At 44.2% G+C, this 23,517-nt stretch carries 37 protein-coding genes; 34 read left to right on the plus strand and 3 right to left on the minus strand.

What is annotated here, in order from left to right:
- Nucleotides 1-4 precede the first annotated feature (4 nt).
- Complete coding sequence (locus tag FTU00_RS07195; RefSeq protein ID WP_180179426.1) at nt 5-1,555, minus strand: helicase HerA-like domain-containing protein; 1,551 nt, start codon at nt 1,553-1,555, stop codon at nt 5-7.
- A gap of 18 nt (nt 1,556-1,573) precedes the next feature.
- Nucleotides 1,574-2,776: a PLP-dependent transferase gene (locus FTU00_RS07200; protein WP_180179427.1), complete on the minus strand. Its 1,203-nt coding sequence runs from the start codon at nt 2,774-2,776 to the stop codon at nt 1,574-1,576.
- A 162-nt stretch (nt 2,777-2,938) separates the two neighbouring features.
- Between FTU00_RS07200 and FTU00_RS07205 the strand changes: the two genes are divergently transcribed.
- The 30 genes from FTU00_RS07205 (at nt 2,939) to FTU00_RS07350 (ending at nt 19,202) form a co-directional block, all read left to right on the plus strand.
- Nucleotides 2,939-3,673 (plus strand): type 1 glutamine amidotransferase, encoded by a 735-nt coding sequence (locus FTU00_RS07205; protein WP_180179428.1) that lies wholly within the window; start codon nt 2,939-2,941, stop codon nt 3,671-3,673.
- Nucleotides 3,674-3,947: 274 nt separating this feature from the next.
- Complete coding sequence (rpsJ, locus tag FTU00_RS07210; RefSeq protein ID WP_000070912.1) at nt 3,948-4,259, plus strand: 30S ribosomal protein S10; 312 nt, start codon at nt 3,948-3,950, stop codon at nt 4,257-4,259.
- Between the two features lie 60 nt (nt 4,260-4,319).
- Nucleotides 4,320-4,958 (plus strand): 50S ribosomal protein L3, encoded by a 639-nt coding sequence (gene rplC / locus FTU00_RS07215; protein ID WP_005233737.1) that lies wholly within the window; start codon nt 4,320-4,322, stop codon nt 4,956-4,958.
- Between the two features lie 11 nt (nt 4,959-4,969).
- Nucleotides 4,970-5,572 carry a 50S ribosomal protein L4 gene (gene rplD / locus FTU00_RS07220; RefSeq protein ID WP_004786925.1) on the plus strand — a complete coding sequence of 201 codons (603 nt, stop codon included), beginning with the start codon at nt 4,970-4,972 and terminating at the stop codon, nt 5,570-5,572.
- Nucleotides 5,569-5,889 carry a 50S ribosomal protein L23 gene (gene rplW, locus FTU00_RS07225; RefSeq protein ID WP_004786923.1) on the plus strand — a complete coding sequence of 107 codons (321 nt, stop codon included), beginning with the start codon at nt 5,569-5,571 and terminating at the stop codon, nt 5,887-5,889. Before rplD ends, rplW begins: the two co-directional genes overlap by 4 nt.
- A gap of 11 nt (nt 5,890-5,900) precedes the next feature.
- Nucleotides 5,901-6,725: a 50S ribosomal protein L2 gene (gene rplB / locus FTU00_RS07230; protein WP_005233738.1), complete on the plus strand. Its 825-nt coding sequence runs from the start codon at nt 5,901-5,903 to the stop codon at nt 6,723-6,725.
- Between the two features lie 19 nt (nt 6,726-6,744).
- Nucleotides 6,745-7,020 (plus strand): 30S ribosomal protein S19, encoded by a 276-nt coding sequence (rpsS, locus tag FTU00_RS07235; protein WP_004673001.1) that lies wholly within the window; start codon nt 6,745-6,747, stop codon nt 7,018-7,020.
- Between the two features lie 11 nt (nt 7,021-7,031).
- Nucleotides 7,032-7,361: a 50S ribosomal protein L22 gene (gene rplV / locus FTU00_RS07240; protein ID WP_001982638.1), complete on the plus strand. Its 330-nt coding sequence runs from the start codon at nt 7,032-7,034 to the stop codon at nt 7,359-7,361.
- A gap of 1 nt (nt 7,362) precedes the next feature.
- On the plus strand, nt 7,363-8,115 hold the full coding sequence (gene rpsC / locus FTU00_RS07245) for a 30S ribosomal protein S3 (protein ID WP_004786918.1): 753 nt from the start codon (nt 7,363-7,365) through the stop codon (nt 8,113-8,115).
- A 3-nt stretch (nt 8,116-8,118) separates the two neighbouring features.
- Nucleotides 8,119-8,532: a 50S ribosomal protein L16 gene (gene rplP, locus FTU00_RS07250; protein WP_004786917.1), complete on the plus strand. Its 414-nt coding sequence runs from the start codon at nt 8,119-8,121 to the stop codon at nt 8,530-8,532.
- Entirely contained in the window at nt 8,532-8,729 is a 198-nt protein-coding gene (gene rpmC, locus FTU00_RS07255) for a 50S ribosomal protein L29 (protein ID WP_004786915.1), read from the plus strand. The genes rplP and rpmC overlap by 1 nt, the downstream gene beginning before the upstream one ends.
- Nucleotides 8,726-8,983, plus strand: coding sequence for a 30S ribosomal protein S17 (gene rpsQ / locus FTU00_RS07260; protein ID WP_004786913.1), 258 nt, complete (start codon nt 8,726-8,728; stop codon nt 8,981-8,983). The genes rpmC and rpsQ overlap by 4 nt, the downstream gene beginning before the upstream one ends.
- Nucleotides 8,984-9,074: 91 nt before the next feature.
- Nucleotides 9,075-9,443, plus strand: a complete 369-nt coding sequence (gene rplN / locus FTU00_RS07265; RefSeq protein ID WP_001982634.1) for a 50S ribosomal protein L14 — start codon at nt 9,075-9,077, stop codon at nt 9,441-9,443.
- Nucleotides 9,444-9,452: 9 nt separating this feature from the next.
- On the plus strand, nt 9,453-9,770 hold the full coding sequence (gene rplX / locus FTU00_RS07270; RefSeq protein WP_004786911.1) for a 50S ribosomal protein L24: 318 nt from the start codon (nt 9,453-9,455) through the stop codon (nt 9,768-9,770).
- 16 nt (nt 9,771-9,786) lie between these two features.
- The gene (gene rplE, locus FTU00_RS07275; protein WP_004786908.1) at nt 9,787-10,323 is read left to right on the plus strand and encodes a 50S ribosomal protein L5; all 537 of its coding nucleotides are present in this window, start codon (nt 9,787-9,789) and stop codon (nt 10,321-10,323) included.
- 9 nt (nt 10,324-10,332) lie between these two features.
- Nucleotides 10,333-10,638, plus strand: coding sequence for a 30S ribosomal protein S14 (gene rpsN / locus FTU00_RS07280; RefSeq protein WP_004786907.1), 306 nt, complete (start codon nt 10,333-10,335; stop codon nt 10,636-10,638).
- Nucleotides 10,639-10,650: 12 nt separating this feature from the next.
- Nucleotides 10,651-11,046: a 30S ribosomal protein S8 gene (rpsH, locus tag FTU00_RS07285; RefSeq protein WP_004786905.1), complete on the plus strand. Its 396-nt coding sequence runs from the start codon at nt 10,651-10,653 to the stop codon at nt 11,044-11,046.
- A gap of 13 nt (nt 11,047-11,059) precedes the next feature.
- The gene (rplF, locus tag FTU00_RS07290; RefSeq protein ID WP_004786903.1) at nt 11,060-11,593 is read left to right on the plus strand and encodes a 50S ribosomal protein L6; all 534 of its coding nucleotides are present in this window, start codon (nt 11,060-11,062) and stop codon (nt 11,591-11,593) included.
- A 14-nt stretch (nt 11,594-11,607) separates the two neighbouring features.
- Nucleotides 11,608-11,958, plus strand: coding sequence for a 50S ribosomal protein L18 (gene rplR, locus FTU00_RS07295; RefSeq protein WP_004281497.1), 351 nt, complete (start codon nt 11,608-11,610; stop codon nt 11,956-11,958).
- Nucleotides 11,959-11,960: 2 nt separating this feature from the next.
- A complete protein-coding gene (rpsE, locus tag FTU00_RS07300) occupies nt 11,961-12,458 on the plus strand; it encodes a 30S ribosomal protein S5 (RefSeq protein ID WP_004786901.1) in 498 nt (165 codons plus the stop codon).
- Nucleotides 12,459-12,464: 6 nt separating this feature from the next.
- Entirely contained in the window at nt 12,465-12,641 is a 177-nt protein-coding gene (rpmD, locus tag FTU00_RS07305) for a 50S ribosomal protein L30 (RefSeq protein ID WP_004786899.1), read from the plus strand.
- A gap of 3 nt (nt 12,642-12,644) precedes the next feature.
- Nucleotides 12,645-13,085 (plus strand): 50S ribosomal protein L15, encoded by a 441-nt coding sequence (rplO, locus tag FTU00_RS07310; RefSeq protein ID WP_004786897.1) that lies wholly within the window; start codon nt 12,645-12,647, stop codon nt 13,083-13,085.
- Nucleotides 13,086-13,130: 45 nt separating this feature from the next.
- Nucleotides 13,131-14,450: a preprotein translocase subunit SecY gene (secY, locus tag FTU00_RS07315; RefSeq protein ID WP_171065444.1), complete on the plus strand. Its 1,320-nt coding sequence runs from the start codon at nt 13,131-13,133 to the stop codon at nt 14,448-14,450.
- A 20-nt stretch (nt 14,451-14,470) separates the two neighbouring features.
- Nucleotides 14,471-14,587 carry a 50S ribosomal protein L36 gene (gene rpmJ / locus FTU00_RS07320; protein WP_000867907.1) on the plus strand — a complete coding sequence of 39 codons (117 nt, stop codon included), beginning with the start codon at nt 14,471-14,473 and terminating at the stop codon, nt 14,585-14,587.
- Between the two features lie 107 nt (nt 14,588-14,694).
- On the plus strand, nt 14,695-15,051 hold the full coding sequence (gene rpsM, locus FTU00_RS07325) for a 30S ribosomal protein S13 (RefSeq protein ID WP_180179429.1): 357 nt from the start codon (nt 14,695-14,697) through the stop codon (nt 15,049-15,051).
- A gap of 19 nt (nt 15,052-15,070) precedes the next feature.
- Complete coding sequence (rpsK, locus tag FTU00_RS07330) at nt 15,071-15,457, plus strand: 30S ribosomal protein S11 (protein WP_001040166.1); 387 nt, start codon at nt 15,071-15,073, stop codon at nt 15,455-15,457.
- Nucleotides 15,458-15,469: 12 nt separating this feature from the next.
- Nucleotides 15,470-16,096, plus strand: coding sequence for a 30S ribosomal protein S4 (rpsD, locus tag FTU00_RS07335; protein WP_004786890.1), 627 nt, complete (start codon nt 15,470-15,472; stop codon nt 16,094-16,096).
- Between the two features lie 16 nt (nt 16,097-16,112).
- Nucleotides 16,113-17,120, plus strand: coding sequence for a DNA-directed RNA polymerase subunit alpha (locus FTU00_RS07340; protein WP_004786889.1), 1,008 nt, complete (start codon nt 16,113-16,115; stop codon nt 17,118-17,120).
- 18 nt (nt 17,121-17,138) lie between these two features.
- Nucleotides 17,139-17,504: a 50S ribosomal protein L17 gene (rplQ, locus tag FTU00_RS07345; RefSeq protein ID WP_004786886.1), complete on the plus strand. Its 366-nt coding sequence runs from the start codon at nt 17,139-17,141 to the stop codon at nt 17,502-17,504.
- Between the two features lie 207 nt (nt 17,505-17,711).
- Nucleotides 17,712-19,202, plus strand: a complete 1,491-nt coding sequence (locus FTU00_RS07350; protein WP_180179430.1) for an NAD(P)/FAD-dependent oxidoreductase — start codon at nt 17,712-17,714, stop codon at nt 19,200-19,202.
- Nucleotides 19,203-19,255: 53 nt separating this feature from the next.
- On the opposite strand, the gene FTU00_RS07355 is transcribed toward FTU00_RS07350, so the two are convergent.
- Nucleotides 19,256-20,428 (minus strand): acyl-CoA dehydrogenase family protein, encoded by a 1,173-nt coding sequence (locus tag FTU00_RS07355; protein WP_166135560.1) that lies wholly within the window; start codon nt 20,426-20,428, stop codon nt 19,256-19,258.
- A 182-nt stretch (nt 20,429-20,610) separates the two neighbouring features.
- Here FTU00_RS07355 and FTU00_RS07360 point away from each other — a divergent pair, with 182 nt between their 5' ends.
- The 4 genes from FTU00_RS07360 (at nt 20,611) to rrtA (ending at nt 23,478) form a co-directional block, all read left to right on the plus strand.
- The gene (locus FTU00_RS07360; RefSeq protein WP_034590267.1) at nt 20,611-20,868 is read left to right on the plus strand and encodes a succinate dehydrogenase assembly factor 2; all 258 of its coding nucleotides are present in this window, start codon (nt 20,611-20,613) and stop codon (nt 20,866-20,868) included.
- Complete coding sequence (locus FTU00_RS07365; RefSeq protein ID WP_180179431.1) at nt 20,861-21,247, plus strand: hypothetical protein; 387 nt, start codon at nt 20,861-20,863, stop codon at nt 21,245-21,247. The genes FTU00_RS07360 and FTU00_RS07365 overlap by 8 nt, the downstream gene beginning before the upstream one ends.
- Nucleotides 21,248-21,792: 545 nt before the next feature.
- Nucleotides 21,793-22,833, plus strand: a complete 1,041-nt coding sequence (locus FTU00_RS07370; RefSeq protein WP_004786877.1) for a hypothetical protein — start codon at nt 21,793-21,795, stop codon at nt 22,831-22,833.
- A gap of 72 nt (nt 22,834-22,905) precedes the next feature.
- Nucleotides 22,906-23,478, plus strand: a complete 573-nt coding sequence (gene rrtA / locus FTU00_RS07375) for a rhombosortase (protein WP_180011205.1) — start codon at nt 22,906-22,908, stop codon at nt 23,476-23,478.
- The last annotated feature ends 39 nt before the right edge of the window (nt 23,479-23,517 follow it).

Here is a 23,517-nt window from a genome sequence, read left to right on the forward strand (position 1 = left end):
AAGGTTATTTGCGCCCGAAGAGGGAACCTAATAGACCACGCACAATTTTCTGTCCGGTACTACCACCCAGACTACGTGCTGCACTTTTGGCAAAGGTACCCACAATATCCTGAGTCAGTTTTTCACGTTGCTTGGCTGCACGCTCAGCTTCTTTTTGCTGTTCACGTGCCAAACGTTCCTGTTCCTTGGCTTGCTGTTTAGCCAGAGCTTCCTGTTCTTTGGCCTGTTGCTTGGCAAGTTCCGCAGCTTGAGCCTGCTGCTGAAGTTCCAGTACTTTTTGCTGCAGCATCTCATGCGCACTGTCACGGTCAACTTCCTGCTCATAAATACCAGCGACAATGCTTTGCTGCATCAGTGCTTTACGTTCTTCTGGTGTAATCGGGCTAAAAGAAGAATGTGGTGGCATGATCCAGCCACGTTCAACAATCTGTGGAGTCCCTTTTTCATCCAGACAGCTAATCAGCGCTTCACCTACAGCAAGTTCAGTAATCGCTTCCTGTACTTTAAATTCTGGATTGGCACGGAAGGTATCCGCCGCCGTTTTGACTGCCTTCTGGTCTTTAGGTGTGAAAGCGCGTAAAGCATGCTGAATACGGTTGCCGAGTTGTCCTAATACGCTTTCAGGTAAATCCAGTGGATTCTGGGTGACAAAATAAATCCCCACACCTTTGGAGCGGATCAGACGCACCACCTGTTCAATCTTTTCCTGCAGGGCGGGGCTGGCATTATCAAAGAGTAGGTGGGCTTCATCAAAGAAGAACACCAGTTTCGGTTTGTCCAGATCACCCACCTCTGGTAACTGTTCAAATAACTCTGACAGCATCCATAACAGGAAAGTGGCGTACAACTTCGGTGTGTTCATCAGCTTGTCGGCAGCCAGCAGATTGATATTGCCGCGGCCTTGGCTATCCGTTTGCAGGAAATCCATCAGGTCTAGTGCTGGCTCGCCAAAGAATTTATCCCCGCCTTGATCCGCAAGTGCCAATAAATTGCGTTGAATCGCACCGAGGCTGGCAGGCGATAGATTGCCATATTCCGCTTTAAAGTCTGCAGTATGTTCGCTGACATAACTCAGCATGGCTTTCAGGTCTTTAAAGTCGATCAGTAGCAGGCCCTGATCATCAGCAATCCGAAAGACGGCGGACAGTACTCCTTCTTGTGTGTCATTCAGGTTTAGGATACGGGCAAGGAGGAGTGGTCCAATTTCGGAAATCGTAGTACGGATCGGATGGCCTTGTTCACCAAACAGATCCCAGAATACGACCGGCGAAGCTTCAAAAGGAATTGAGTCAATATTCAGGCTTTTAATACGTTCATCAAACTTAGGATTACTTTCGCCTGGCTTGGCCAGGCTGGAAACATCTCCCTTGGCATCGGCAAGGAACACGGGTACACCAATGCGAGAAAAGCTTTCTGCCAAAACTTTCAAGGTTACCGTTTTGCCGGTTCCGGTCGCGCCGGCAATCAGTCCGTGACGGTTGGCAAGCTGTGAATGCAGCACAATATCTTGCGTGGTATCACTGGTTTTTTTAGCAATAATAATTGGTGTACCCATAGATTTTCCTGTTGTTATTTACTCATTTTTAAGTTTTTTCATGTTTTGTAGTGCGTGCTGAATATCTTCAATCAGATCTTTCGGATGTTCTAGACCAATACAGAAACGAACCAGAAAACCCTCTTTCAAATGTGAATGTTCAAGCACACGCATTTCTTTTAAGTTATATAGCATGACCAGACTCACAGGGCCACCCCAGCTAAAGCCAAGCTTAAACAGTTTTAAGCTGTCACAGAAATTTCGAATATCTTGCAACTTGTAGTTATTGTCAAAAATCACGCTGACCAGTCCGGCACTATGTCCTTGCTTGCAAATTTCTTTCCAGTTTTCATGGCCAGCATTGTCAGTATCAGCCGGATGTAAGACCTGAACAAATTCTGGTTGTTGTTTGAGCCAGTCTAATAAGGTTAAGCAGCTTTGTGATTGATGTTCATATCGGAGTTGCATCGACGCCAGACTACGTTGTACCTGAGCGACATCATCACCTGATACTGAAATACCCTGAATGGCATGCGCACGGAACAGCTTGTGGTGCAGTTCTTTATTGCGCGTAACCACTGAACCCATCAGGATATCACCGCCACCACTTGGATATTTAGTCAGGGCATGCACGGTCATATCGACACTTAAGTGTTCATTGCCGAAATCAAAAGCATTAAAGGCAAGACCTGCACCCCAGGTATTATCCAGCGCAGTGAGAATGTTGTTAGCTTGAGCTTTCTTGACCAAGCGACTTAAATCGGGAAATTCTAAAGTCACGGAACCCGCCGCTTCAAGCCAAAGTAGTTTGGCTTTTTCCGAGGGCTGAAAAGTATCCGCATCTATCGCATTATAGACTTTGACCTGAATACCATAGCGGTTTTCCAGATTACGTAAATGTTCCATGTTTGGACCATAGATATTATCTGCAACCCACACTTCATCGCCTTGGCTTAAAAAACAAGAATTCACGAGATTAATCGCGGATAAACCACTCGGTGCCAGCAAGCAATATTGACCGCCTTCGATCTGGGCAATGCTATCGCCTAAGGTAAATGTCGTCGGTGTACCATGCGTGCCATAGCTATAGTCATAGTCATCAGTCCAGTGGCGATTAAATAGGGCATCAGTATTGTTAAAGATGATGGTGGATGCACGAAACAGGGGAGGTTGAATACTGGAAATATATTGCGGGGCCTTTCGTGGTGCATGAATCAGCGCTGTTTGAGGATTTTTTTTCACGTGAATGCTCTTAAATGTAATCAAATATTGCTTTAGCTTAAGAGAATCTCATTATTGCTGCCAGTTATGTTGTGAAATGTTGAAAAAATTGACATTGCTAAAAAGTTGGCTTCATTTTTGCAAAACCTAAAATCAGAGAGCTACAACAAAAGGTTTAGGCGCATGAAGTCGCAGTTAAAAGTACATTATTTTCAGCATATTGCTGGTGAGGGTTTTGGTAGTTGTATTGATTTTTTAAAGCAGCATCAGGCGCAAATTACTGCGACTGAATTCTTTGCTTTACCCGTCGATCGTCCACTCGATATAGAAGCTTTACCAGCAGTTGAAGAAGTTGATTTGCTGATCATCATGGGAGGCACCATGAGTGTCAATGATGAGGCAAATTATCCATGGCTCAAGATCGAAAAACGCTGGTTACGCCGTTATCTTTCTCAAGGCAAACCGGCGATTGGCCTATGTTTAGGCGGGCAGTTGATTGCCAATGCCTTGGGTGCGGCCGTCAGCCGTAACCAGGAGCAGGAGCTAGGCTGGACCACGGTACGAAAAGTCGCGCATGTACCCGAGGATTGTTTTGTCTTGCCTGAACAGTTCGAAATCATGCAATGGCACAGTGAAACCTTTGAACTGCCTAAAGGAGCGATTCATCTGGCAGAAAATGAAGCCTGTCGTAATCAGATGTATCAACTCGGCAAGAATGTCTTGGGATTCCAGTTTCATCCGGAAATCACCCCGGAAACTTTAAAGCTGTTTTTGGAAAATGAAGAAGAAATTTCACAATTTTCTGGAAAATATGTACAGGACATACAACAACTGAAAAGAACAACCAAAAATAATTTTATCCAAGGAAATCAAATACTAAATCAAGCTATTCAGTATGTTTTGGAAAAAACAGCCTAGTGAGTAAAAAATAAACAATTGATTTCCCGAATAAATTGAAATACAGCAAGAAAAACCGTAAAAGGGATTTGCTTATGCAATAAACAATGGCTATAATAAGCGACCCTTCGAGAGGAAGGGGGTTAACTGCGAAGAAAGTAGTTAACTATCGTTACAGTCGTGGCATCGATCACGACCTTAGTGATATTTCACTGCTCTTGACACTTGCCTTAAAATAGTGGGGTGAGATGCGTCAAGAGTGATTCTTTATATATTTGGCTTGGAGTTAACTGGTATGTCTAACCAGAGAATTCGTATCCGTCTTAAGTCTTTTGATCACCGTCTTATTGATCAATCAGCTCAAGAAATCGTAGAAACAGCAAAACGTACTGGCGCACAAGTTTGTGGTCCAATTCCAATGCCTACACGCATTGAACGTTTTAACGTTTTAACATCACCACACGTTAACAAAGATGCGCGTGACCAATACGAGATCCGCACTTACAAACGTTTGATCGACATCGTTCAACCTACAGACAAAACTGTAGATGCATTGATGAAGTTAGATCTTGCAGCTGGTGTTGATGTTCAGATCGCATTGGGTTAAGGCTTTCGGGTTAATTAACGCTCTAAGTTAATTAGGCCGCTTTTTTAGAGGTTTATGCACATGGCTATTGGTTTAGTCGGTCGCAAGTGCGGTATGACACGTATCTTTACAGATGCTGGTGTTTCTGTGCCTGTTACAGTGATTGAGGTTGATCCTAACCGCATCACTCAAATCAAAACGCTTGAAACTGATGGTTATCAAGCGATTCAAATCACTACTGGTGAACGTCGCGAATCTCGCGTAACTAACGCTCAGAAAGGTCACTTCGCGAAAGCTGGTGTTGCTGCTGGTCGTCTGGTTCAAGAATTCCGCGTTTCAGAAGCTGAGCTTGAAGGTCGTGAAGTTGGCGCTACTATCGGTGTAGATCTGTTCACAGTTGGTCAAATCGTTGACGTAACTGGTCAGTCTAAAGGTAAGGGTTTCCAAGGTGGTGTTAAGCGTTGGAACTTCCGTACTCAAGACGCTACTCACGGTAACTCTGTTTCTCACCGTGTTCTAGGTTCTACAGGTCAAAACCAGACTCCTGGTCGCGTGTTTAAAGGCAAAAAAATGGCTGGCCATTTAGGTGCTGAACGCGTAACTGTACAGGGTCTTGAAATTGTATCTATCGACGCAGAACGTTCAGTTCTAGTAGTTAAAGGTGCGATTCCTGGCGCTACTGGTGGCGACGTAACTGTTCGTCCTACGATCAAGGCCTGAGGGGAAATAACGTGAATTTAAATACTGTTTCCGGCTCTGCTGTTGAATTATCAGAAGTTGCGTTCGGTCGTGAATTTAATGAAGCTCTTGTACACCAAGTTGTTACAGCTTACTTAGCTGGTGGTCGTCAAGGTTCTAAAGCTCAGAAATCACGTGCAGACGTTTCTGGCGGTGGTAAAAAACCATTCCGTCAAAAAGGTACTGGCCGCGCTCGTGCTGGTTCTATTCGTAGCCCAATCTGGGTTGGCGGTGGTAAAACTTTTGCTGCTCGTCCACAAGACTGGTCTCAAAAAGTAAACCGTAAAATGTACCGCGGTGCTATGCAATGCATCCTGGCTGAACTTGTTCGTCAAGATCGCTTAGTTCTAGTTGAAGAGTTTGCTGTTGCAGCTCCAAAAACTAAAGAATTGCTTGCAAAACTTAACGACTTGAATGCTACTCGTGCATTGATCGTTACTGATGCTGTTGATGAGAACTTGTATCTAGCTGCTCGTAACCTTCCACACGTTGATGTGGTTGATGCGACTGCAATCGATCCTGTTAGCTTGATCGCGTTCGATAAAGTTGTTATGTCTGTAGCTGCTGCTAAGAAAATTGAGGTAGAACTCGGATGAACAACGAACGTTTATATCAAGTCCTGCAAGGACCTGTTTTCTCAGAAAAAGCACAAGTTTTAGGTGAAACTGCTGGTGTTCAAGTATTCAAAGTTGCACTTGATGCAAACAAGCTTGAAATCAAAAAAGCAGTGGAACAATTGTTTGGTGTAGAAGTTGTTAAAGTTAACACTACGATCACTAAAGGTAAAACTAAACGCTTTGGTAAAACATTAGGACGTCGTTCTGATGTTAAAAAAGCATACGTCACCCTGAAAGCTGGCCAAGATGTTGAAATGGCTGACTTGGGCGATGCCGCTGAAAGCGCAGCGGAATAAGGACGAAAACTATGCCTATTCAAAAATGTAAGCCAACGTCTCCAGGACGTCGCTTTGTAGAGAAAGTGGTTCATGATCACCTTCACAAAGGCGCGCCTTATGCTCCACTAGTTGAAGCTAAAAAACGTACTGGCGGCCGTAATAACAACGGTCACATTACGACTCGTCACGTTGGTGGCGGTCACAAACAACACTACCGTTTAATCGACTTCAAACGTAACAAAGACGGCATCCCAGCTGTAGTTGAGCGTATTGAATACGATCCAAACCGTACTGCGCACATTGCGTTGTTGAAGTATGCTGACGGTGAACGTCGCTACATCATCGCGCCTAAAGGTTTACGCGCTGGTGATTCAGTTCAATCTGGTAACGATGCTCCAATCCGTCCAGGTAACTGCTTGCCACTTCGCAACATGCCTATCGGTTCTACTCTTCACAACATCGAACTTAAAATCGGTAAAGGCGCGCAGTTAGCTCGTTCAGCTGGTACTTCTGTTCAGTTGTTGGGTCGTGACGGTTCCTACGCTATCGTTCGTCTTCGTTCAGGCGAAATGCGTAAAATTCATGTTGAATGCCGCGCTGTGTTAGGTGAAGTATCTAACTCAGAAAGCAACCTTCGCTCACTAGGTAAAGCTGGTGCATCACGCTGGCGTGGTGTTCGTCCTACCGTTCGTGGTATGGCGATGAACCCAGTTGATCACCCACACGGTGGTGGTGAAGGGCGTAACAAAGGTATTCAACCTGTAAGCCCATGGGGTCAAAAAGCTAAAGGGTACAAAACACGTACCAACAAGCGTACGACTAAGATGATTATTCGCGACCGTCGCGTTAAGTAACAAGTAAAGGAATCTGACAATGCCTCGTTCTCTGAAAAAAGGCCCATTCGTCGATGCGCACTTGTTCGCTAAGGTTGAAGCGGCTATCGCGGCTAATAACCGTAAGCCGATCAAAACTTGGTCGCGTCGTTCGATGATCCTCCCGGATTTTGTTGGTTTAACAATTTCTGTACACAATGGCCGTAACCATGTTCCAGTGATCATCTCTGAACATATGGTTGGACACAAGCTTGGTGAATTTGCACCGACTCGTACCTACCGTGGTCACGGTGTTGACAAGAAATCTAAACGTTAATAGGTGCTATGATGGAAGTAACTGCTAAATTACGCGGTGCCGCTATCTCGGCACAAAAAGCTCGTTTGGTTGCAGATCTTATCCGCGGCAAATCTGTTGCGCACGCTCTTAACATCTTAAACTTCAGCAACAAAAAAGCTGCAGTATTGGTTAAGAAAGCGTTGGAATCTGCAATTGCAAACGCTGAACATAATAACAGTTTAGATGTAGACGACCTTAAAGTTTCTACGATCTACGTTGATGAAGGCATGAGCCTGAAACGTATTATGCCACGTGCTAAAGGCCGTGCAGATCGTATTACTAAGCGTACTTGTCACATCACCGTTAAGGTAGGGGTTTGATATGGGTCAGAAGGTTCATCCAATCGGTATCCGCCTAGGTGTTGTGAAACGTCATAACGCTAACTGGTATGCGAGTCCGAAACAATACGCTGAATACTTGCTTAAAGATTTGCAAGTTCGTGAGTTTTTAACTAAAAAACTTAAGAATGCAATGATCAGCAATATTCTTATCGAACGTCCAACAGGCGCTGCTAAAGTAACTATTAGCACTGCTCGTCCTGGTATCGTAATCGGTAAAAAAGGCGAAGACATTGAGAAATTACAACGCGAATTAACATCTATTATGGGTGTTCCTGCGCAAGTAAGTATCAACGAAATTGATCGTCCAGACTTAGACGCGCGTCTAGTTGCTGAAGCTATCGCTTCTCAATTGGAAAAACGTGTAATGTTCCGTCGTGCTATGAAGCGTGCGGTTCAAAACACTATGCGTGCTGGTGCGAAAGGTATCAAAGTAGAAGTTTCAGGCCGTTTAGGTGGTGCTGAGATTGCTCGTACTGAATGGTATCGTGAAGGTCGTGTACCTCTACATACTCTTCGTGCAGATATCGACTACGCGACTATGCGTGCTGAGACTACTTACGGTACGATTGGTGTTAAAGTTTGGATCTTCCGTGGCGAGATCTTGGGTGGCATGAAACAAGTCATGAACCCAGCTCCAGCTGAAGAACGTCCAGCTAAACGCGGTCGCGGTCGTGGTGAAGGTCAAGAGCGTCGTGGTCGTCGCAATGATCGTTCTGCTGAAAAAGGAGAATAATCCATGTTGCAACCTAAACGTACTAAATTCCGTAAGGTGCAAAAAGGCCGTAACACTGGTCTAGCTCACCGCGGTAGCTCAGTATCTTTTGGTACTATCGCACTTAAATCAATCGAACGTGGTCAAATGACTGCACGTCAAATTGAAGCAGCGCGTCGTACAATTAGCCGTCGTATTAAACGTGGTGGTAAAATCTTTATCCGTGTATTCCCGGACAAGCCAATTACTTCTAAACCACTTGAAGTGCGTATGGGTAAAGGTAAAGGTTCTGTGGAATACTGGGTTTGCCAAATCAAACCAGGTAAAGTCTTGTACGAAATTGATGGTGTTAACGAAGACCTAGCTCGCGAAGCGTTCACGCTTGCTGCTGCTAAACTTCCGTTTAAAACCACTATCGTGACTCGGACGGTAATGTAATGAAAACTAAAGATCTACGTGAAAAGTCGGTAGAAGAGTTGACAGCTTTGCTTGATGAGCAACAGCTAAACCAATTCCGTCTTCGTATGGCGAAAGCAACTGGTCAATTGGGTAAATCGCACGAAGTGCAATTGACTCGCAAGACTATTGCTCGTATCAAGACCCTCCTTACCGAAAAACAGGGGAACGGACAATGAGTGAAAATACAGTCCGCACGTTAACAGGCAAAGTAGTAAGCGACAAGATGGAAAAATCTATCGTTGTTCTTATCGAACGCCGTGTTCAACACCCGTTGTATGGCAAATCAATCCGCCGTTCAACAAAATTACATGCTCATGATGAGAACAACACAGCTAAAGTTGGCGACGTTGTAACCATTAAAGAAAGCCGCCCAATGTCTAAAACTAAGTCATGGACTTTAGTTGAAGTTGTTGAAGCAGCTGCTGAGTAATTAACGTTCTTGTTGCATCATCGGTCAATTTCGAGTACTCTTTGAGCCTTTCGAAATTGTGACCGGTGATGCTCGGTTTTGGAGTAGGGCAATGATTCAGACCGAAACTATGCTCGACGTAGCAGACAACAGTGGTGCTCGCCGCGTACAATGTATTAAAGTACTTGGTGGTTCACATCGTCGTTATGCTTCTGTTGGCGACATTATTAAAGTTACTGTAAAAGAAGCAATTCCACGCGCACGTGTTAAAAAAGGTGACGTGATGAATGCAGTAGTTGTACGTACAAAATTCGGTATCCGTCGTCCAGACGGTTCAGTGATTCGTTTCGACGATAACGCTGCTGTTATTTTGAACAACAACAAAGCGCCGATTGCAACTCGTATTTTCGGACCAGTGACTCGTGAACTTCGTACTGAACAGTTCATGAAAATTATTTCATTGGCTCCTGAAGTTCTATAAGAGGCGATCATGGCTAAGATTAAAAAAGGCGATCAAGTAATTGTGATCGCAGGTAAAGAAAAAGGCAAACAGGGTACTGTTCTGTCTGTTTCTAATGACCGCGTTAAGGTTGAAGGCCTTAACTTGGTGAAGAAGCATCAAAAGCCGAACCGTGTTACTGGCGCTGAAGGCGGCATCGTAACTCAAGAAGCTTCGCTTCACATTTCAAACGTGGCAATTTTTAATGCTACAACCCAAAAGGCTGACCGTGTTGGTTACCAAACGATTGACGGCGTGAAAACTCGCGTATTCAAATCTAATGGTGAATCAGTGGCGGTAGCGAAGTAATAGGTTGAAAAAGGCAATGGCCAGACTTAAAGCACGTTACAACGACGAACTTAAAGCTCAATTAAAAGAACAATTGGGAATTAAGAATGTGATGGAGATCCCTCGCATCACTAAAATCACTATCAACATGGGTGTTGGTGCAGCTTCTGCTGACAAGAAACTCCTTGATGGTGCTCTTTCTGATATGCAAGCTATCGCTGGTCAAAAACCAGTTCTTACGTTAGCTCGTAAATCTATCGCTGGTTTCAAAATCCGTGATGGTTGGCCGATTGGTTGTAAAGTTACTTTACGCGGCGAACGTATGTACGAATTCTTAGACCGTCTGATCTCGATTGCGATTCCTCGTATCCGTGACTTCCGTGGTTTCTCTGCGAAATCATTTGATGGTCGTGGTAACTACTCAATGGGTCTTAAAGAACAGATCATGTTCCCTGAGATCGATTTTGACAAGATTGACCGTATTCGTGGTATGGACATTACCATCACTACGACTGCTCGCACCGATGACGAAGGCCGTGCGCTAATGCGTGCATTCGGCTTCCCGTTCAAATAAGAGGTCGAAATGGCTAAGAAAAGTATGATTAATCGCGAATTGAAACGCGAAGCTACTGTTGCTAAATACGCTGCAAAACGTGCTGAATTAAAAGCAATCATTGCAAACGTAAATGCTTCAGATGAAGAACGTTTCGATGCGATGATGAAATTACAAGCATTACCACGTAATGCATCTCCAGTACGTCTACGTAACCGTTGTGGTTTAACTGGTCGTCCTCATGGTTACTTCCGTAAGTTCGGCTTAAGCCGTAACATGGTACGCGATAAAGTAATGCAAGGTGATGTACCTGGCGTTGTTAAGGCAAGCTGGTAAGGAGCACTATAAATGAGTATGCAAGATACCGTTGCCGACATGCTAACACGTGTTCGTAACGCACAAATGGCAAAGAAACAAACTGTTTCTATGCCTAATTCTAAGTTGAAAGTTGCGATTGCTAACGTACTTCAACAAGAAGGTTATATTTCAAACGTAGAAGTTGCTGAAGTTGAAGGCAAAGCAACTCTTACTTTGACTTTAAAATATTTTGAAGGCAAGCCAGTTATCGAAACTGTGAAACGCGTAAGCCGTCCGGGTCTACGTCAGTATCGCGGTAAAGATGCACTTCCAAGCGTTAAGCAAGGTTTAGGTATTGCAATTGTTTCTACAAGCAAAGGCATCATGACTGATCGCGCTGCACGTGCTGCAGGCGTTGGTGGTGAAGTTATTGCTTTTGTTTCTTAATAGGTGATTCCTCATGTCTCGTGTGGCTAAAGCCCCAGTAACTGTACCTAACGGTGTAACAGTTACTCAGAACGGCCGGCAGGTCGAAGTGAAAGGCAGCAAAGGTACATTGTCTTTCAACCTGCATGCGCTGGTCGAGCTAAAACAGGAAGACGGTACTCTAGTTATTGCTCCTAAAGCTGAATCTAAAGATGCTTGGATGCAAGCTGGTACTGCTCGCGCTGTGCTTAACAACCTTGTAAAAGGTGTAAGCGAAGGTTTCGAACGTAAGTTACAACTTATCGGTGTTGGTTATAAAGCTGCGGTTAAAGGTAACGTTGTTAATCTTAACCTTGGTTTCTCTCACCCGATCGACTATACGCTTCCTGAAGGTGTAACTGCTGAAACTCCAACTGCAACTGAAATCGTACTTAAATCTGCTGATAAAGCAGTTCTAGGTCAAGTCGCTGCAGATATCCGTGGTTACCGTCCACCAGAGCCTTATAAAGGTAAAGGTGTTCGTTATTCTGACGAAGTTGTACTTCGTAAAGAAGCTAAGAAGAAATAAGGCGCGAGGTTCTTATGAACGAAAAGAAACAATCCCGTTTGCGTCGTGCGAAAAGCACACGCTTGCACATCCGTGCATTGGGTGCGACTCGTTTGTGTGTAAACCGCACTCCGCGTCACATCTATGCTCAAGTTATCTCAGCAGATGGTGGCAAAGTATTAGCGCAAGCTTCTACTCTAGACGCTACTCTACGTGCGGGTACTACTGGTAACGTTGAAGCAGCTCAGAAAGTAGGTGCTTTAATCGCAGAACGCGCTAAAGCAGCTGGTGTTACTAAAGTTGCATTTGACCGTTCTGGTTTCAAATATCATGGTCGTATCAAAGCCTTGGCTGATGCTGCCCGTGAAAACGGCTTGGAGTTCTAATCATGGCTAAAGTTGAACAAAACGAAGGTCTTGTTGAAAAGCTGGTTGCCGTTGATCGTGTAGCCAAAGTTGTTAAGGGTGGTCGTATCTTCTCTTTCACAGCATTAACTGTTGTGGGTGATGGTAATGGTCGCGTAGGTTTTGGTCGTGGTAAAGCGCGTGAAGTTCCAGCTGCTATTTCTAAAGCACTTGAAGCTGCTCGTCGTAACATGATTACTGTTGACCTTGTTGATGGTACTGTTCAGCACCCTATCAATGCTCGTCACGGTGCAAGCCGCGTTTACATGCAACCTGCTTCTGAAGGTACTGGTGTAATTGCTGGTGGCGCGATGCGTGCAGTTTTAGAAGCTGTTGGCGTACGTAATGTATTAACTAAATGTTATGGCTCTACAAACGCTGCTAACGTAGTAAACGCAACTTTTAACGGTTTGCGTGATATGACTTCTCCTGAGAAAGTTGCTGCGAAACGTGGTTTAACAGTAGAACAAATTCAAGGGTAATCAATCATGAAAACGATTAAAGTTACCCAGACTAAATCTGCATCGCACCGCTTGAAAAATCACAAGCTGAGCCTGAAAGGTTTAGGTCTGCGTCGTATTGGTCATACTGTAGAAGTGCAAGATACGCCTTCTAACCGTGGTATGATCAACCAAGTCTACTATATGGTTAGTGTAGAGGAATAAGCCATGACTCTGCGTTTAAATACAATTGCACCTGCAGAAGGTGCTAAGCGTGACAACCTTCGTCTAGGTCGTGGTATCGGTTCTGGCGTTGGTAAGACTGGTGGTCGTGGTATCAAAGGTCAAAACTCACGTAAGAGCGGTGGTACTCGTCCAGGTTTCGAAGGTGGTCAAACTGCACTTTATCGTCGTTTGCCTAAATTCGGTTTCACTAGCCAATTGGCTTTGAAAACTGCTGAAGTACGTTTATCTGAGCTTGCTAAAGTTGAAGGCGACATCGTGTCTCTTGAAACTTTAAAAGCTGCGAACGTTGTACGTAAAGACATGACTCGTGCTCGTATCGTACTTTCTGGTGAAATTACTCGTGCATTCACTGTACAAGGTGTTGCATTGACTAAAGGCGCTAAAGCTGCTGTTGAAGCTGCTGGCGGTAAAGTCGAGGAGTAATCCCCAGTGTCTATGACTCCTAGTTCTTCAGGTCATGTCAACATGATGAAAGGCCAACCATTTCATGTGAAATACCGTGAAATTATTCGTCGAATGATGTTTCTCATTGGTGCGTTGTTGGTGTTTCGACTAGGAGCGCATATTCCAGTACCAGGGATTAATAATGCCGCACTAGAAAATCTGTTTAATGCAAACCAAGGTACCATCCTTGGTTTGTTTAACATGTTTTCGGGTGGTGCATTAGAGCGAATGTCGATTCTTGCTTTAGGGATCATGCCATACATCTCTGCATCGATTATTGTGCAGTTAATGTCTACAGTGGTTCCTCAGCTCGAAGCTTTGAAAAAAGAAGGCGAGCAGGGCAAACGTAAGATTAACCAATACACACGACAAGGCACGCTGTTCCTTGCACTTGTGCAAGCAATTGGTATGTGTGCTGGCCTGATCAGCCAGGGAATTACCCTGACCTCTGGTCTGGCTTTTTATGTTCCTGCGGTAACCTCTTTGGTTGCGGGGACCATGTTCTTGATGTGGCTGGGTGAACAGATTACCGAGCGTGGGGTGGGCAATGGTATTTCCATGATCATCTTCGCAGGTATCGTTGCAGGATTGCCGACTTTAGTTATGCAGTCTCTAACTTCAGTTGATAATGGCCAGTCTAGTCTAATTGGATTAGCAATTTTTGGTCTGTTATCGATTGCTGTACTTGCAGCGATTGTGTTTATCGAGAAGGCGCAACGTCGTATTCCGGTGAACTATGCTCAAAAGCAGCAGGGACGTCGTGTATTTACTGCACAGCAAACGCACTTGCCATTAAAAATTAATATGGCGGGTGTAATTCCGGCAATTTTTGCCAGCTCTTTACTTTTGTTCCCAGCGAGCTTAGGTCAGTGGGTTGGTAGTTCGGATCCAAGTGCAGGAATTATCAAGCGTAGTCTACAAGACTTGGCATTGGTGTTATCGCCTGGTCAGCCGTTGTATTTGGTGCTCTTTGGTGCGTTAATTATCTTTTTCTGTTACTTCTATACAGCACTGGTATTTAGTCCTAAAGAAGTGTCAGAGAACTTGAAACGCAGCGGAGCTTACGTGCCTGGTATTCGTCCAGGTGAGCAAACTGCTCGTTACTTAGATCATATTCTCAATCGTTTGACCTTTATCGGCGCGATATACATCACTGTCATCTGTTTAATGCCGATGATTCTGCAAAGCTCTTTTGGTATTCCATTTAGCTTGGGCGGAACATCGTTGCTGATCGTGGTAGTGGTGGTGATGGACTTTATGGCTCAGCTTCAAGCACATCTCACCTCGCACCAGTATGACAATCAAACGTTAATGAGAAAAACGACTGCTCATCCTAAGGGATAAGCGCACTTAGAGGTTTCATCATGAAAGTACAAGCTTCTGTAAAGAAAATTTGTGGTAGCTGTAAAGTTATCCGTCGTAATGGGGTTATCCGCGTAATTTGTAGCGCAGAACCTCGTCATAAGCAGCGTCAAGGTTAATCTGATCAAGACCTGTTGATTTCAGTAGGCGAATTGGGTTATTATCCGCCCCTCAAGATTTTTGTGGGGCGGTTGATTATCTCTACTGCCTTTTTGGAGAAAATTGAATGGCTCGTATTGCCGGTGTAAACATTCCGGATAACAAGCATGCTGTTATCTCTCTAACGTACATCTTTGGTATTGGTCGCCACACTGCTAAGTCAATCTTAGCTGCTGCGGGTATCGCACCGACTACTAAGATCCGTGAATTAGATGACGCTCAGCTTGATGCGATTCGTGCAGAAATTGCCAAGGTTCCGACCGAAGGTGATTTACGTCGCGAAATTTCCATGAACATTAAACGTTTAATGGATTTAGGCTGCTACCGCGGTCTTCGTCATCGTCGCAGCTTGCCTGTCCGTGGTCAACGCACCAAAACTAACGCACGTACCCGTAAAGGTCCGCGCAAACCAATTAAGAAATAAGATTTCTGGAAGCTAAAAGATGGCTAAAGATACTCGCACACGCAAGAAGGTCACTCGTACCGTCTCTGAAGGTGTTGCACACATTCACGCTTCTTTTAATAACACCATTGTGACTATTACCGATCGTCAAGGTAATGCACTGGCTTGGGCCACTTCAGGTGGACAAGGCTTCCGTGGATCACGTAAATCAACTCCGTTTGCTGCTCAGGTAGCTGCTGAAGTTGCTGGTAAAGCTGCTTTAGATTACGGTTTGAAAAACTTGGACGTCCTTGTGAAAGGTCCTGGTCCAGGTCGTGAGTCTGCGGTTCGTGCATTAGGTGCAGTGGGTTATAAAATTAACAGCATTACCGATGTGACTCCAATCCCTCACAACGGTTGCCGTCCACCTAAAAAACGTCGCGTGTAAGGAGAAACATTCATGGCTCGTTATATTGGTCCAAAATGCAAACTCTCTCGCCGCGAAGGGACAGACCTGCAATTAAAATCTGGCGTTAAACCATTTGACGTCAAAACTAAAAAACACGCTAAAGCTCCTGGTCAACATGGTGGAGCTCGTGGCGGTAAACAATCTGAGTACTCACTACAATTACGTGAAAAACAAAAAGTACGTCGTATGTACGGTGTTTTAGAGCGTCAATTTAGTAACTACTACAAAGAAGCTGCTCGTGTTAAAGGCGCAACTGGTGAAAACCTGTTGAAATTGCTTGAAAGCCGTCTTGATAACGTTGTTTATCGCATGGGTTTTGGTTCTACACGTGCAGAAGCTCGTCAGTTAGTATCTCACCGTTCAATCACTTTAAATGGCCGTCGCGTTAACATCGCGTCTATCCAAGTTAAAGCGGGTGACGTGATTGCAGTTCACGAAGGCGCTAAACAACAATTACGTATCAAAAACGCAATTGAATTAGCTGCTCAACGTGGCATTCCTTCTTGGATGGAAGTAGATCATTCTAAACTAGAAGGTACGTTCAAAGCTGCACCGGATCGTTCTGATTTACCTGCTGAAATCAACGAAAGCTTGATTGTAGAATTGTATTCTAAATAATCCTTGAGGTAGCAATATGACGCGTACTGCAAATGAGTTTCTAACTCCGCAAGCGATCAAGGTCGAAGCGGCAAGCGGGACCTCGGCAAAAGTTATTCTAGAACCCTTAGAGCGTGGCTTTGGTCATACTCTGGGCAATGCTTTACGTCGCATCCTTCTTTCTTCTTTACCTGGCGCTGCTGTGGTAGAAGTTGAGATTGAAGGTGTTGAGCACGAGTACAGTACTTTGGAAGGCTTGCAGCAGGACATCGTCGAGCTCTTGCTGAACCTAAAAGGATTGTCTATTAAGCTGTTCGATCAAAATGAAGCTTATTTAACATTAGAGAAACAAGGTCCAGGCGACGTAACTGCGGCTGACCTTCGTTTACCTCATAATGTTGAAGTGGTTAACCCTGAACACTTGATCGGCACGTTAAGTGCATCAGGCAATCTTAAGATGCGCCTGAAAGTGGCTCAAGGCCGTGGCTACGAGACTTCTGACTCACGTTTCCCAGAAGGCGAGACTCGCCCAGTGGGTCGTTTACAGTTAGATGCATCTTACAGCCCGATCAAACGTGTGTCTTACACAGTGGAAAACGCTCGTGTAGAACAACGTACTGACCTTGATAAACTGGTCATTGATCTTGAAACCAACGGTACAGTTGATCCTGAAGAAGCAATCCGTAAAGCGGCAACAATCTTGCAACAACAAATTGCAATCTTTGTTGATCTTCAGAAAGATCAAGCTCCTGTGGCTCAAGAACCTCGTGAAGAAGTTGATCCAATTTTGCTTCGTCCAGTAGATGATCTAGAGCTAACTGTTCGTTCTGCTAACTGTTTGAAAGCAGAAAACATTTACTACATTGGTGATCTTGTACAGCGTACTGAGGTTGAGTTACTTAAAACTCCTAACCTTGGTAAAAAATCGCTTACTGAGATCAAAGATGTTCTGGCTTCCAAAGGCTTACAACTCGGCATGCGTTTAGAGAACTGGCCACCAGCTAGTCTCCGTATGGACGATCGTTTCGCCTATCGTAGCCGTTAATTAAGTAGGACTATCACCATGCGTCATCGTAATAGTGGTGTGAAATTAGGCCGTACAAGCAGTCATCGTAAAGCGATGTTCCAAAACATGGCTAACTCTTTGTTCGAGCACGAGTTGATCAAAACAACTGTGCCTAAAGCAAAAGAATTACGTCGTGTTGCTGAGCCTTTAATCACTTTAGCTAAAGTCGATACAGTAGCAAACCGTCGTTTGGCGTTTGCTCGTACTCGTTCAGCTGCAACTGTTGGTAAATTATTTACCGTTCTTGGCCCTCGTTACAAAGAGCGTAACGGCGGTTATCTACGTGTTCTTAAAGCGGGCTTCCGTGCAGGTGATGCTGCACCGATGGCTTACGTTGAGCTAGTAGATCGCGAAGTTAACTAATTTCGTGTAGAGCAGCAAACGTTGTTCGAAAAGGTCGGTTGAATAAACCGGCCTTTTTTATTGTCTTGCATTTACCCATTATCAGGCAGTTTAGAAATTTGTCCTGAAAAGATAAGAAAATAATCACTTTTATTCAAACTTGACATTGTGTATTGTCAATTTTGTGATTTAATAAAATATATGACAATGCTCAGGTAAAAGAAGAATATGGAAAAGCAAGTTGATATTTTAATTGTAGGCGCGGGGATCTCGGGAATTGGTCTGGCGGCCCATCTTTCTAAACATAGTCCTCAACGCTCATTCGAAATTATTGAACGTCGCGAAAGCTTTGGCGGTACGTGGGACCTGTTTAAATATCCTGGTATCCGTTCAGATTCGGACATGTCGACTTTTGGCTTCAACTTTAAGCCTTGGAAAAAAGAAAGTGTATTGGCTTCTGGCTCGGCAATTAAAAATTATCTTGCAGAAGTGGTTCAGGAATTTAACTTGAGCTCAAAAATTCATTTTCAACATCGCGTCGTTAGTGCCAATTATGATTCAGCGACACGTAAATGGTCAGTCGTAGCTGAAAACGCTCAGGGCAAAAAGCAGACCTGGATCGCTAACTTTGTTCTTGGCTGTACGGGTTACTACAATTATGATCAAGGCTTCCAGCCGGAATTCCCGCATCAGGAAGCATTCAAAGGTACATTTATTCACCCGCAGCATTGGCCTGAAAATCTGGACTATAGCGGAAAAAAAGTAGTGATTATTGGCAGTGGTGCGACAGCAATAACATTAGTTCCAGCCATGGTGAAAGGCGGTGCAGGGCATGTGACCATGTTACAACGCTCTCCCACCTATATCGCCTCAGTTCCTTCGATCGACATGATTTACTCAAAAATGCGTAAATTATTGCCAGAAGATGTGGCTTATAAGCTGACCCGTGCGCGTAATATTGGCATGCAGCGTGGTATCTATGCACTCGCACAAAAACAGCCAAAACTACTGAAAACCTTATTATTGAAATCTGTACAGTTTCAGTTGAAAGGGAAAGTGGATATGAAACACTTTACCCCGAATTATGAACCTTGGGATCAGCGCCTATGTGTAGTGCCAGATGGGGATTTATTCAAAATCCTGCGTGAAGGTCATGCATCTGTAGAAACAGATCATATCGAGAAATTTACTGAAACTGGGATTCAGCTGAAATCAGGTAAATATCTGGATGCGGATATTATTGTGTTTGCTACGGGTTTAAATATTCAGATTCTGGGTGGTATTCAGGCCACGATGGATGGCAAGCCTTTGGATACGTCGAAGCATATGCTGTATCAAGGGGTCATGCTCAGTGATGTGCCAAATATGGCGCTGATTATTGGTTATATCAATGCTTCCTGGACCTTGAAAGTGGATATTGCCGCAGAATATATCTGCCGTCTGCTCAATTATATGGATCAGCATGGTTATGATGAAGTGATTCCAGAAGGGGATGCTACGGAATTACTTGAAGATACGGTGATGGGTAGTTTAACTTCAGGCTATATTGCCCGTGCCGCAGATGTGATGCCGAAACAGGGTAAGCATGCACCTTGGAAAGTATCTAATAACTACTTGGCAGACCGTAAAGAGCTTAAAACGGCATCTTTTGAAGATGGAGTATTGAAATTCAAATCGAAATCCAGTGCTGTGCCAGCCAAGCCAAGATTGGTGTCTTAAGTATAGACATAGATAAAAGGAGTACCTGATGTACTCCTTTTTCATATTTCAAATTAGAGTGATCTGGAAATCAGTTCCTTCATGATTTCATTGGTTCCTGCATAAATGCGGTTCGCGCGATTATCCAGGTACGCTCGTGCAATCGGATATTCCAGCATATAGCCATAACCGCCATGCAGTTGTAGGCATTCGTCAACCACTTTGCTATACAGTTCAGAAATTTTGTATTTAGCAGCTGCGGCGGCATCAACTCCCAATTTTTGAATAAGCTGTAGTTGCATACAACGGTCCAGATAAGCTCGGCAGATTTCAATTTCGGTACGCAGTTCTGCCAGTTTAAAACGGGTATTTTGAAAAGCGCTGATCGGTTTGCCAAAGGCTTGACGTTCTTTGGTGTATTTCACCGTATGTGCGAATGCTGCTTCTGCCCCTGCCTGACATATGATGGCCACAATTAACCGCTCCCAAGCCAGTTCTTTCATCAGCATCATAAAACCCATGCCTTCCTGACCTAGCAGGTTTTCTTTAGGCACACGGACATTGTCAAAGAACAGTTCACAGGTATCCTGACCTTTCATGCCGATTTTATTTAAGGGTTTACCTTTACTAAATCCTGCACGATCTGCTTCGACCATAATCAAAGAAAGATTGGCAGAGCCTTTCTCACTATGACCCGTCTTACATACCGCAATTGCCGTATCACAAAGATAGCCATTGGTAATGAATATCTTGGAACCATTAATCACATACTCATCACCCTCTAATACCGCACTGGTGCGTACTGCCTGCAGGTCTGAGCCAGTTCCAGGTTCGGTCATCGCAATTGCCGTGACCACTTCACCTGTAGCCATTTTCGGGAGCCATTGCTGCTTTTGTGTTTCATTGCCAAAGTTCAGAATATAATTGGCCACGATATCGGAGTGCAGTGAAAATCCTGTCGCAGAGTCGCCTGCATAGGCCTGTTCCTCGATCAGGATCATACTGTATAAACGATCCACCCCTGAACCGCCATAAGCTTCAGGCATCGTGGCACAGAGAAGGCCAAGTTCACCGGCTTTATTCCAGAGCTCACGATCGATATGCTGTTGCTGTTCATATTTTTCTGTATGAGGAATCACTTCCTTTTCATAGAATTTACGGACCATCTCCCGAAAGGCTTCATGTTCATCATTGAAAAGCTGACGTGGCAGCATGCTGGCCAATGGACGGATCGCGCTCGAATGCATCTTATAATTCCCTTATTGTGATGTTTTATTTAACTTAAGATAGAGCAGATGAGGGAACAATGAGCTGAATGTTCAAATCTGGGGAATCTACTGATGCTTTTGGTCATTTGTATGAAATACCTCGAAATTCAGCAATGGCTTAAGGTAAACTACTCAGGTTTGTAACGAGTTGGGAAAATTCGATGACTGATGACATCACCTTAGAAGAGCGCAAAGTGATTTATCGCGCGCGTCGTGGCTTGAAAGAGATCGATGTATATTTTGATCCCTACGTGAAAAACTATTATCTCACTGCTGATCCCTTCGAAAAACAGATGTTTGCTGAGCTGGTTGCACAGGAAGATCCAGACCTGCTGGACTGGTTTATGGAAGTGTCTGAACCCCCACGCCCTGAATTAAAAGATTTTATCAAGAAGCTTAAATTTTACGTTCATGGATAATCGTTGTTTCAAGCTGAAACGCAGCAAGTGTGCGCTGGTGTTTCAGCTTTTTATTTTCGCTGTATTAATGTTCCTGCTGTATCAGTTATTGCCTGTGATAATTTGGCTGGTTTGTGGCGTCATCGGAGTGGTCATCTACCAGTTGTTTTATCGTAAGACACTGCACATTGAGCAGTTTGAATATCTGGATGGACGTGAATGGTCACTGACAGCAGCTGCGCAAGGCACACGGCGAGTGTTGATCAGTCACGTGATTGATCACCAAGCTTATATCGTGGTGTATTTCCAGCATGCAAAAGCACGTCCGTTGCTCATCTGGTGTGACCAGTTGCCTTTTAAACAATGGAAGTCTTTGAAAGTTTTGACAAAAATACTTTAATTGTCCGACAAATGATATTCCGAAATTTTAAATAAATTGATTAAAAATAAAGATTTATCCGCTAACCCCGCTTGAATTGTCAGACAAAAAATCACATTTCTCTGTAAAAACAATGAATTGTCTGACAATTTTTCAGCTGCTTTTTTTATAAGCAGGTACATTTAAGTCACCAACAGCGAACACAGGAGATCATGATGGAATTTCCAATGTGGATGTTTTTGATCGTTGCGATTGTGATGGCCCTAGTCATAGGACGGCTGGGAACGGTGCTGAAGGACAGATTTTCACCTAAATAACAGAATTAAGCTCGAGAACCTATTTTCTTCTCGGCTTGCCAAGTTGATAAGTAGCATGTGCTGAACCGTCGCAATGCTACTTTTTTTTGCCCAAAATTTGGGATTTTATCTACTACAGTCAATTGCAGCTGGGAAATTTAATGGCAAAGTGTCTGGTCTAAATTAGAGTAAATACTCTTTTATTCGTTATATGCTTCTGATATGTTTAGCAGAATAATGGACATAATCACAATTATAGAGGACAGGAAAATGTCGAGCGTCCGAAAAATATGCCAAGGTATGGCGACCATTGCAATAACAACAACAGTTCTAACAGGATGTTCTCAGGTCATTAAAACCGGTGCCAATGTGGCGCTGGGCTTCACTGAAAAGCATATTGTTCCACCAATCCTGGCGATGGATGATGCCGAGATGGTGTGTAATTCCGGGAATTCTTTAACACCAGCCATCATGTCGACCAAGGAAATGGGGGCTGATCCGACTCGTGTTGCGGTACTGATGTACTCCGCAGCGGGGATTTGTGCCGAGCAGAAAGCGCTGGATGCAGAGCTACGGTATCTGCGTGCTTCTAAAGTCAATCAGGTGACTGAAGCTCAGGATGCGCGGATTGAGCAGAAACGCTGGGCTGCACTGGCCGCACAACGTCAGTACACGGGCTATCAGTTATTCCAGACCCGTTATGAGAAAAAATATAAAAAAGCGCTGGGTGAAGGCTGTCCACGCATGAACAGTGATATTGAACAGACAGTTTATCTGCTGGGCATGCTGAGTGGCTTACAAGCCATGACCAATGACATTAACTCGGGTGGGGCCGTACAAGTACCTAAAGATATTGCGGCTGTGGTTGAGCGTGGCATGACCTGTCTGGATAATACCAAATTCTGGGGCGCGCCAAATGCAACCCGTGCTGTGATCTGGACTTTATTGCCAGGGGCAGGTGATGGAAAACCTGATCCTTACCAAACTCTGAAACAGTCAGTACAAATCGGTGAGCAAAAAGGTGTACGTTTATCACATGCCTTATATGCTGTAGCGGCACAGGCCAGTGGGGATGATGCCAAAATTCGTGATGCGTTAAGAACCTTTGATCAGGCACGTAGTGATGAAAAGCCAGTCAATCCTCAGTTCAAGCTGATCGACAGTATGGCTGCCATTATGGTGAATGGTATTTCTGACCGTTACTGGACTGAAAATACCGGTATTCGTAGTGCAGATGATGGCATGCAGACCTTCTGGGATGAAACAGATAATTCTTCAGAACTGGATGATCTGTTTAGCGCTGACCTATAATTTAATGAAAAATTAAGTGAATGATGCTCATAGAGGTCATTTTCAATATGCTGAAAGGAGTTCAAGGAGCCGATGCAAGATCAACATCTTCGACGAAAAATTATTTTTCTGGCGGCTTTTGTCTCTCTTTCAGCGAGTTTGCAAATCTTTAACGATGCTTTCATCTACTGGCAGGAAAGCCTGCTCGGAGAATTCTGGCGGCTCTGGACTGCGCACTGGGTGCATGTCGGCTGGGCCCATTATTTTCTGAATATCCTTGCCTTTATCTGTTTACCTTTCATTTTTCCCCGTGCATCTGTGTGGCATTTCGTCTCGATTCTTTTGATTCTGCCGCCGTTGATCAGCCTGAGTTTTTATTTTTTCCTGCCAAATATTGAAGCATATGCAGGACTATCCGGGGTATTACATGGGGCCTATGTCGCAGTCGCCTGCGTGCATCTACTTTATCAGCGTGAACGTGGGTTTGCCGTAATGGTATTATTTTTAATCTTTGCCAAACTGATTTGGGAAAATACCATTGGAAATCAGGAAACTGCACAACTTATCGGCAGTCCGGTACTGGTCGAAGCGCATTTATTAGGGGTGATCTGGGGAGTGGTAGTCGCATTGCTCTATATCTTGGGCAATTATGTCCAGGATAGCTGAAACTGTTGGCAGAAAAGACAAAAAGAAAAGATAAATTGT

Origin of the sequence: Acinetobacter sp. YH12041 (genome assembly GCF_013419975.1) — a bacterium.
Classification (GTDB): Bacteria; Pseudomonadota; Gammaproteobacteria; order Pseudomonadales; family Moraxellaceae; genus Acinetobacter.

What these genes read in the sequence shown, in the direction of transcription:
- rpmD (WP_004786899.1), top strand. Translation starts at nt 12,465, where the DNA reads ATGAAAACGATTAAAGTTACCCAGACTAAATCTGCATCGCACCGCTTG.
- rplO (WP_004786897.1), top strand. Translation starts at nt 12,645, where the DNA reads ATGACTCTGCGTTTAAATACAATTGCACCTGCAGAAGGTGCTAAGCGT.
- rplQ (WP_004786886.1), top strand. Translation starts at nt 17,139, where the DNA reads ATGCGTCATCGTAATAGTGGTGTGAAATTAGGCCGTACAAGCAGTCAT.
- rpsN (WP_004786907.1), top strand. Translation starts at nt 10,333, where the DNA reads ATGGCTAAGAAAAGTATGATTAATCGCGAATTGAAACGCGAAGCTACT.
- rplX (WP_004786911.1), top strand. Translation starts at nt 9,453, where the DNA reads ATGGCTAAGATTAAAAAAGGCGATCAAGTAATTGTGATCGCAGGTAAA.
- secY (WP_171065444.1), top strand. Translation starts at nt 13,131, where the DNA reads ATGAAAGGCCAACCATTTCATGTGAAATACCGTGAAATTATTCGTCGA.
- FTU00_RS07340 (WP_004786889.1), top strand. Translation starts at nt 16,113, where the DNA reads ATGACGCGTACTGCAAATGAGTTTCTAACTCCGCAAGCGATCAAGGTC.
- FTU00_RS07355 (WP_166135560.1), bottom strand. Translation starts at nt 20,428, where the DNA reads ATGCATTCGAGCGCGATCCGTCCATTGGCCAGCATGCTGCCACGTCAG.
- rrtA (WP_180011205.1), top strand. Translation starts at nt 22,906, where the DNA reads ATGCAAGATCAACATCTTCGACGAAAAATTATTTTTCTGGCGGCTTTT.
- rplC (WP_005233737.1), top strand. Translation starts at nt 4,320, where the DNA reads ATGGCTATTGGTTTAGTCGGTCGCAAGTGCGGTATGACACGTATCTTT.
- rpsD (WP_004786890.1), top strand. Translation starts at nt 15,470, where the DNA reads ATGGCTCGTTATATTGGTCCAAAATGCAAACTCTCTCGCCGCGAAGGG.
- rpsK (WP_001040166.1), top strand. Translation starts at nt 15,071, where the DNA reads ATGGCTAAAGATACTCGCACACGCAAGAAGGTCACTCGTACCGTCTCT.
- rplB (WP_005233738.1), top strand. Translation starts at nt 5,901, where the DNA reads ATGCCTATTCAAAAATGTAAGCCAACGTCTCCAGGACGTCGCTTTGTA.
- FTU00_RS07360 (WP_034590267.1), top strand. Translation starts at nt 20,611, where the DNA reads ATGACTGATGACATCACCTTAGAAGAGCGCAAAGTGATTTATCGCGCG.
- rplN (WP_001982634.1), top strand. Translation starts at nt 9,075, where the DNA reads ATGATTCAGACCGAAACTATGCTCGACGTAGCAGACAACAGTGGTGCT.
- FTU00_RS07365 (WP_180179431.1), top strand. Translation starts at nt 20,861, where the DNA reads ATGGATAATCGTTGTTTCAAGCTGAAACGCAGCAAGTGTGCGCTGGTG.
- rpmJ (WP_000867907.1), top strand. Translation starts at nt 14,471, where the DNA reads ATGAAAGTACAAGCTTCTGTAAAGAAAATTTGTGGTAGCTGTAAAGTT.
- rplP (WP_004786917.1), top strand. Translation starts at nt 8,119, where the DNA reads ATGTTGCAACCTAAACGTACTAAATTCCGTAAGGTGCAAAAAGGCCGT.
- rpsM (WP_180179429.1), top strand. Translation starts at nt 14,695, where the DNA reads ATGGCTCGTATTGCCGGTGTAAACATTCCGGATAACAAGCATGCTGTT.
- FTU00_RS07205 (WP_180179428.1), top strand. Translation starts at nt 2,939, where the DNA reads ATGAAGTCGCAGTTAAAAGTACATTATTTTCAGCATATTGCTGGTGAG.
- rpsS (WP_004673001.1), top strand. Translation starts at nt 6,745, where the DNA reads ATGCCTCGTTCTCTGAAAAAAGGCCCATTCGTCGATGCGCACTTGTTC.
- rpsH (WP_004786905.1), top strand. Translation starts at nt 10,651, where the DNA reads ATGAGTATGCAAGATACCGTTGCCGACATGCTAACACGTGTTCGTAAC.
- FTU00_RS07370 (WP_004786877.1), top strand. Translation starts at nt 21,793, where the DNA reads ATGTCGAGCGTCCGAAAAATATGCCAAGGTATGGCGACCATTGCAATA.
- rpsE (WP_004786901.1), top strand. Translation starts at nt 11,961, where the DNA reads ATGGCTAAAGTTGAACAAAACGAAGGTCTTGTTGAAAAGCTGGTTGCC.
- FTU00_RS07195 (WP_180179426.1), bottom strand. Translation starts at nt 1,555, where the DNA reads ATGGGTACACCAATTATTATTGCTAAAAAAACCAGTGATACCACGCAA.
- rplF (WP_004786903.1), top strand. Translation starts at nt 11,060, where the DNA reads ATGTCTCGTGTGGCTAAAGCCCCAGTAACTGTACCTAACGGTGTAACA.
- rplE (WP_004786908.1), top strand. Translation starts at nt 9,787, where the DNA reads ATGGCCAGACTTAAAGCACGTTACAACGACGAACTTAAAGCTCAATTA.
- rpmC (WP_004786915.1), top strand. Translation starts at nt 8,532, where the DNA reads ATGAAAACTAAAGATCTACGTGAAAAGTCGGTAGAAGAGTTGACAGCT.
- rpsJ (WP_000070912.1), top strand. Translation starts at nt 3,948, where the DNA reads ATGTCTAACCAGAGAATTCGTATCCGTCTTAAGTCTTTTGATCACCGT.
- rplV (WP_001982638.1), top strand. Translation starts at nt 7,032, where the DNA reads ATGGAAGTAACTGCTAAATTACGCGGTGCCGCTATCTCGGCACAAAAA.
- rplW (WP_004786923.1), top strand. Translation starts at nt 5,569, where the DNA reads ATGAACAACGAACGTTTATATCAAGTCCTGCAAGGACCTGTTTTCTCA.
- rpsQ (WP_004786913.1), top strand. Translation starts at nt 8,726, where the DNA reads ATGAGTGAAAATACAGTCCGCACGTTAACAGGCAAAGTAGTAAGCGAC.
- rplR (WP_004281497.1), top strand. Translation starts at nt 11,608, where the DNA reads ATGAACGAAAAGAAACAATCCCGTTTGCGTCGTGCGAAAAGCACACGC.
- rpsC (WP_004786918.1), top strand. Translation starts at nt 7,363, where the DNA reads ATGGGTCAGAAGGTTCATCCAATCGGTATCCGCCTAGGTGTTGTGAAA.
- FTU00_RS07350 (WP_180179430.1), top strand. Translation starts at nt 17,712, where the DNA reads ATGGAAAAGCAAGTTGATATTTTAATTGTAGGCGCGGGGATCTCGGGA.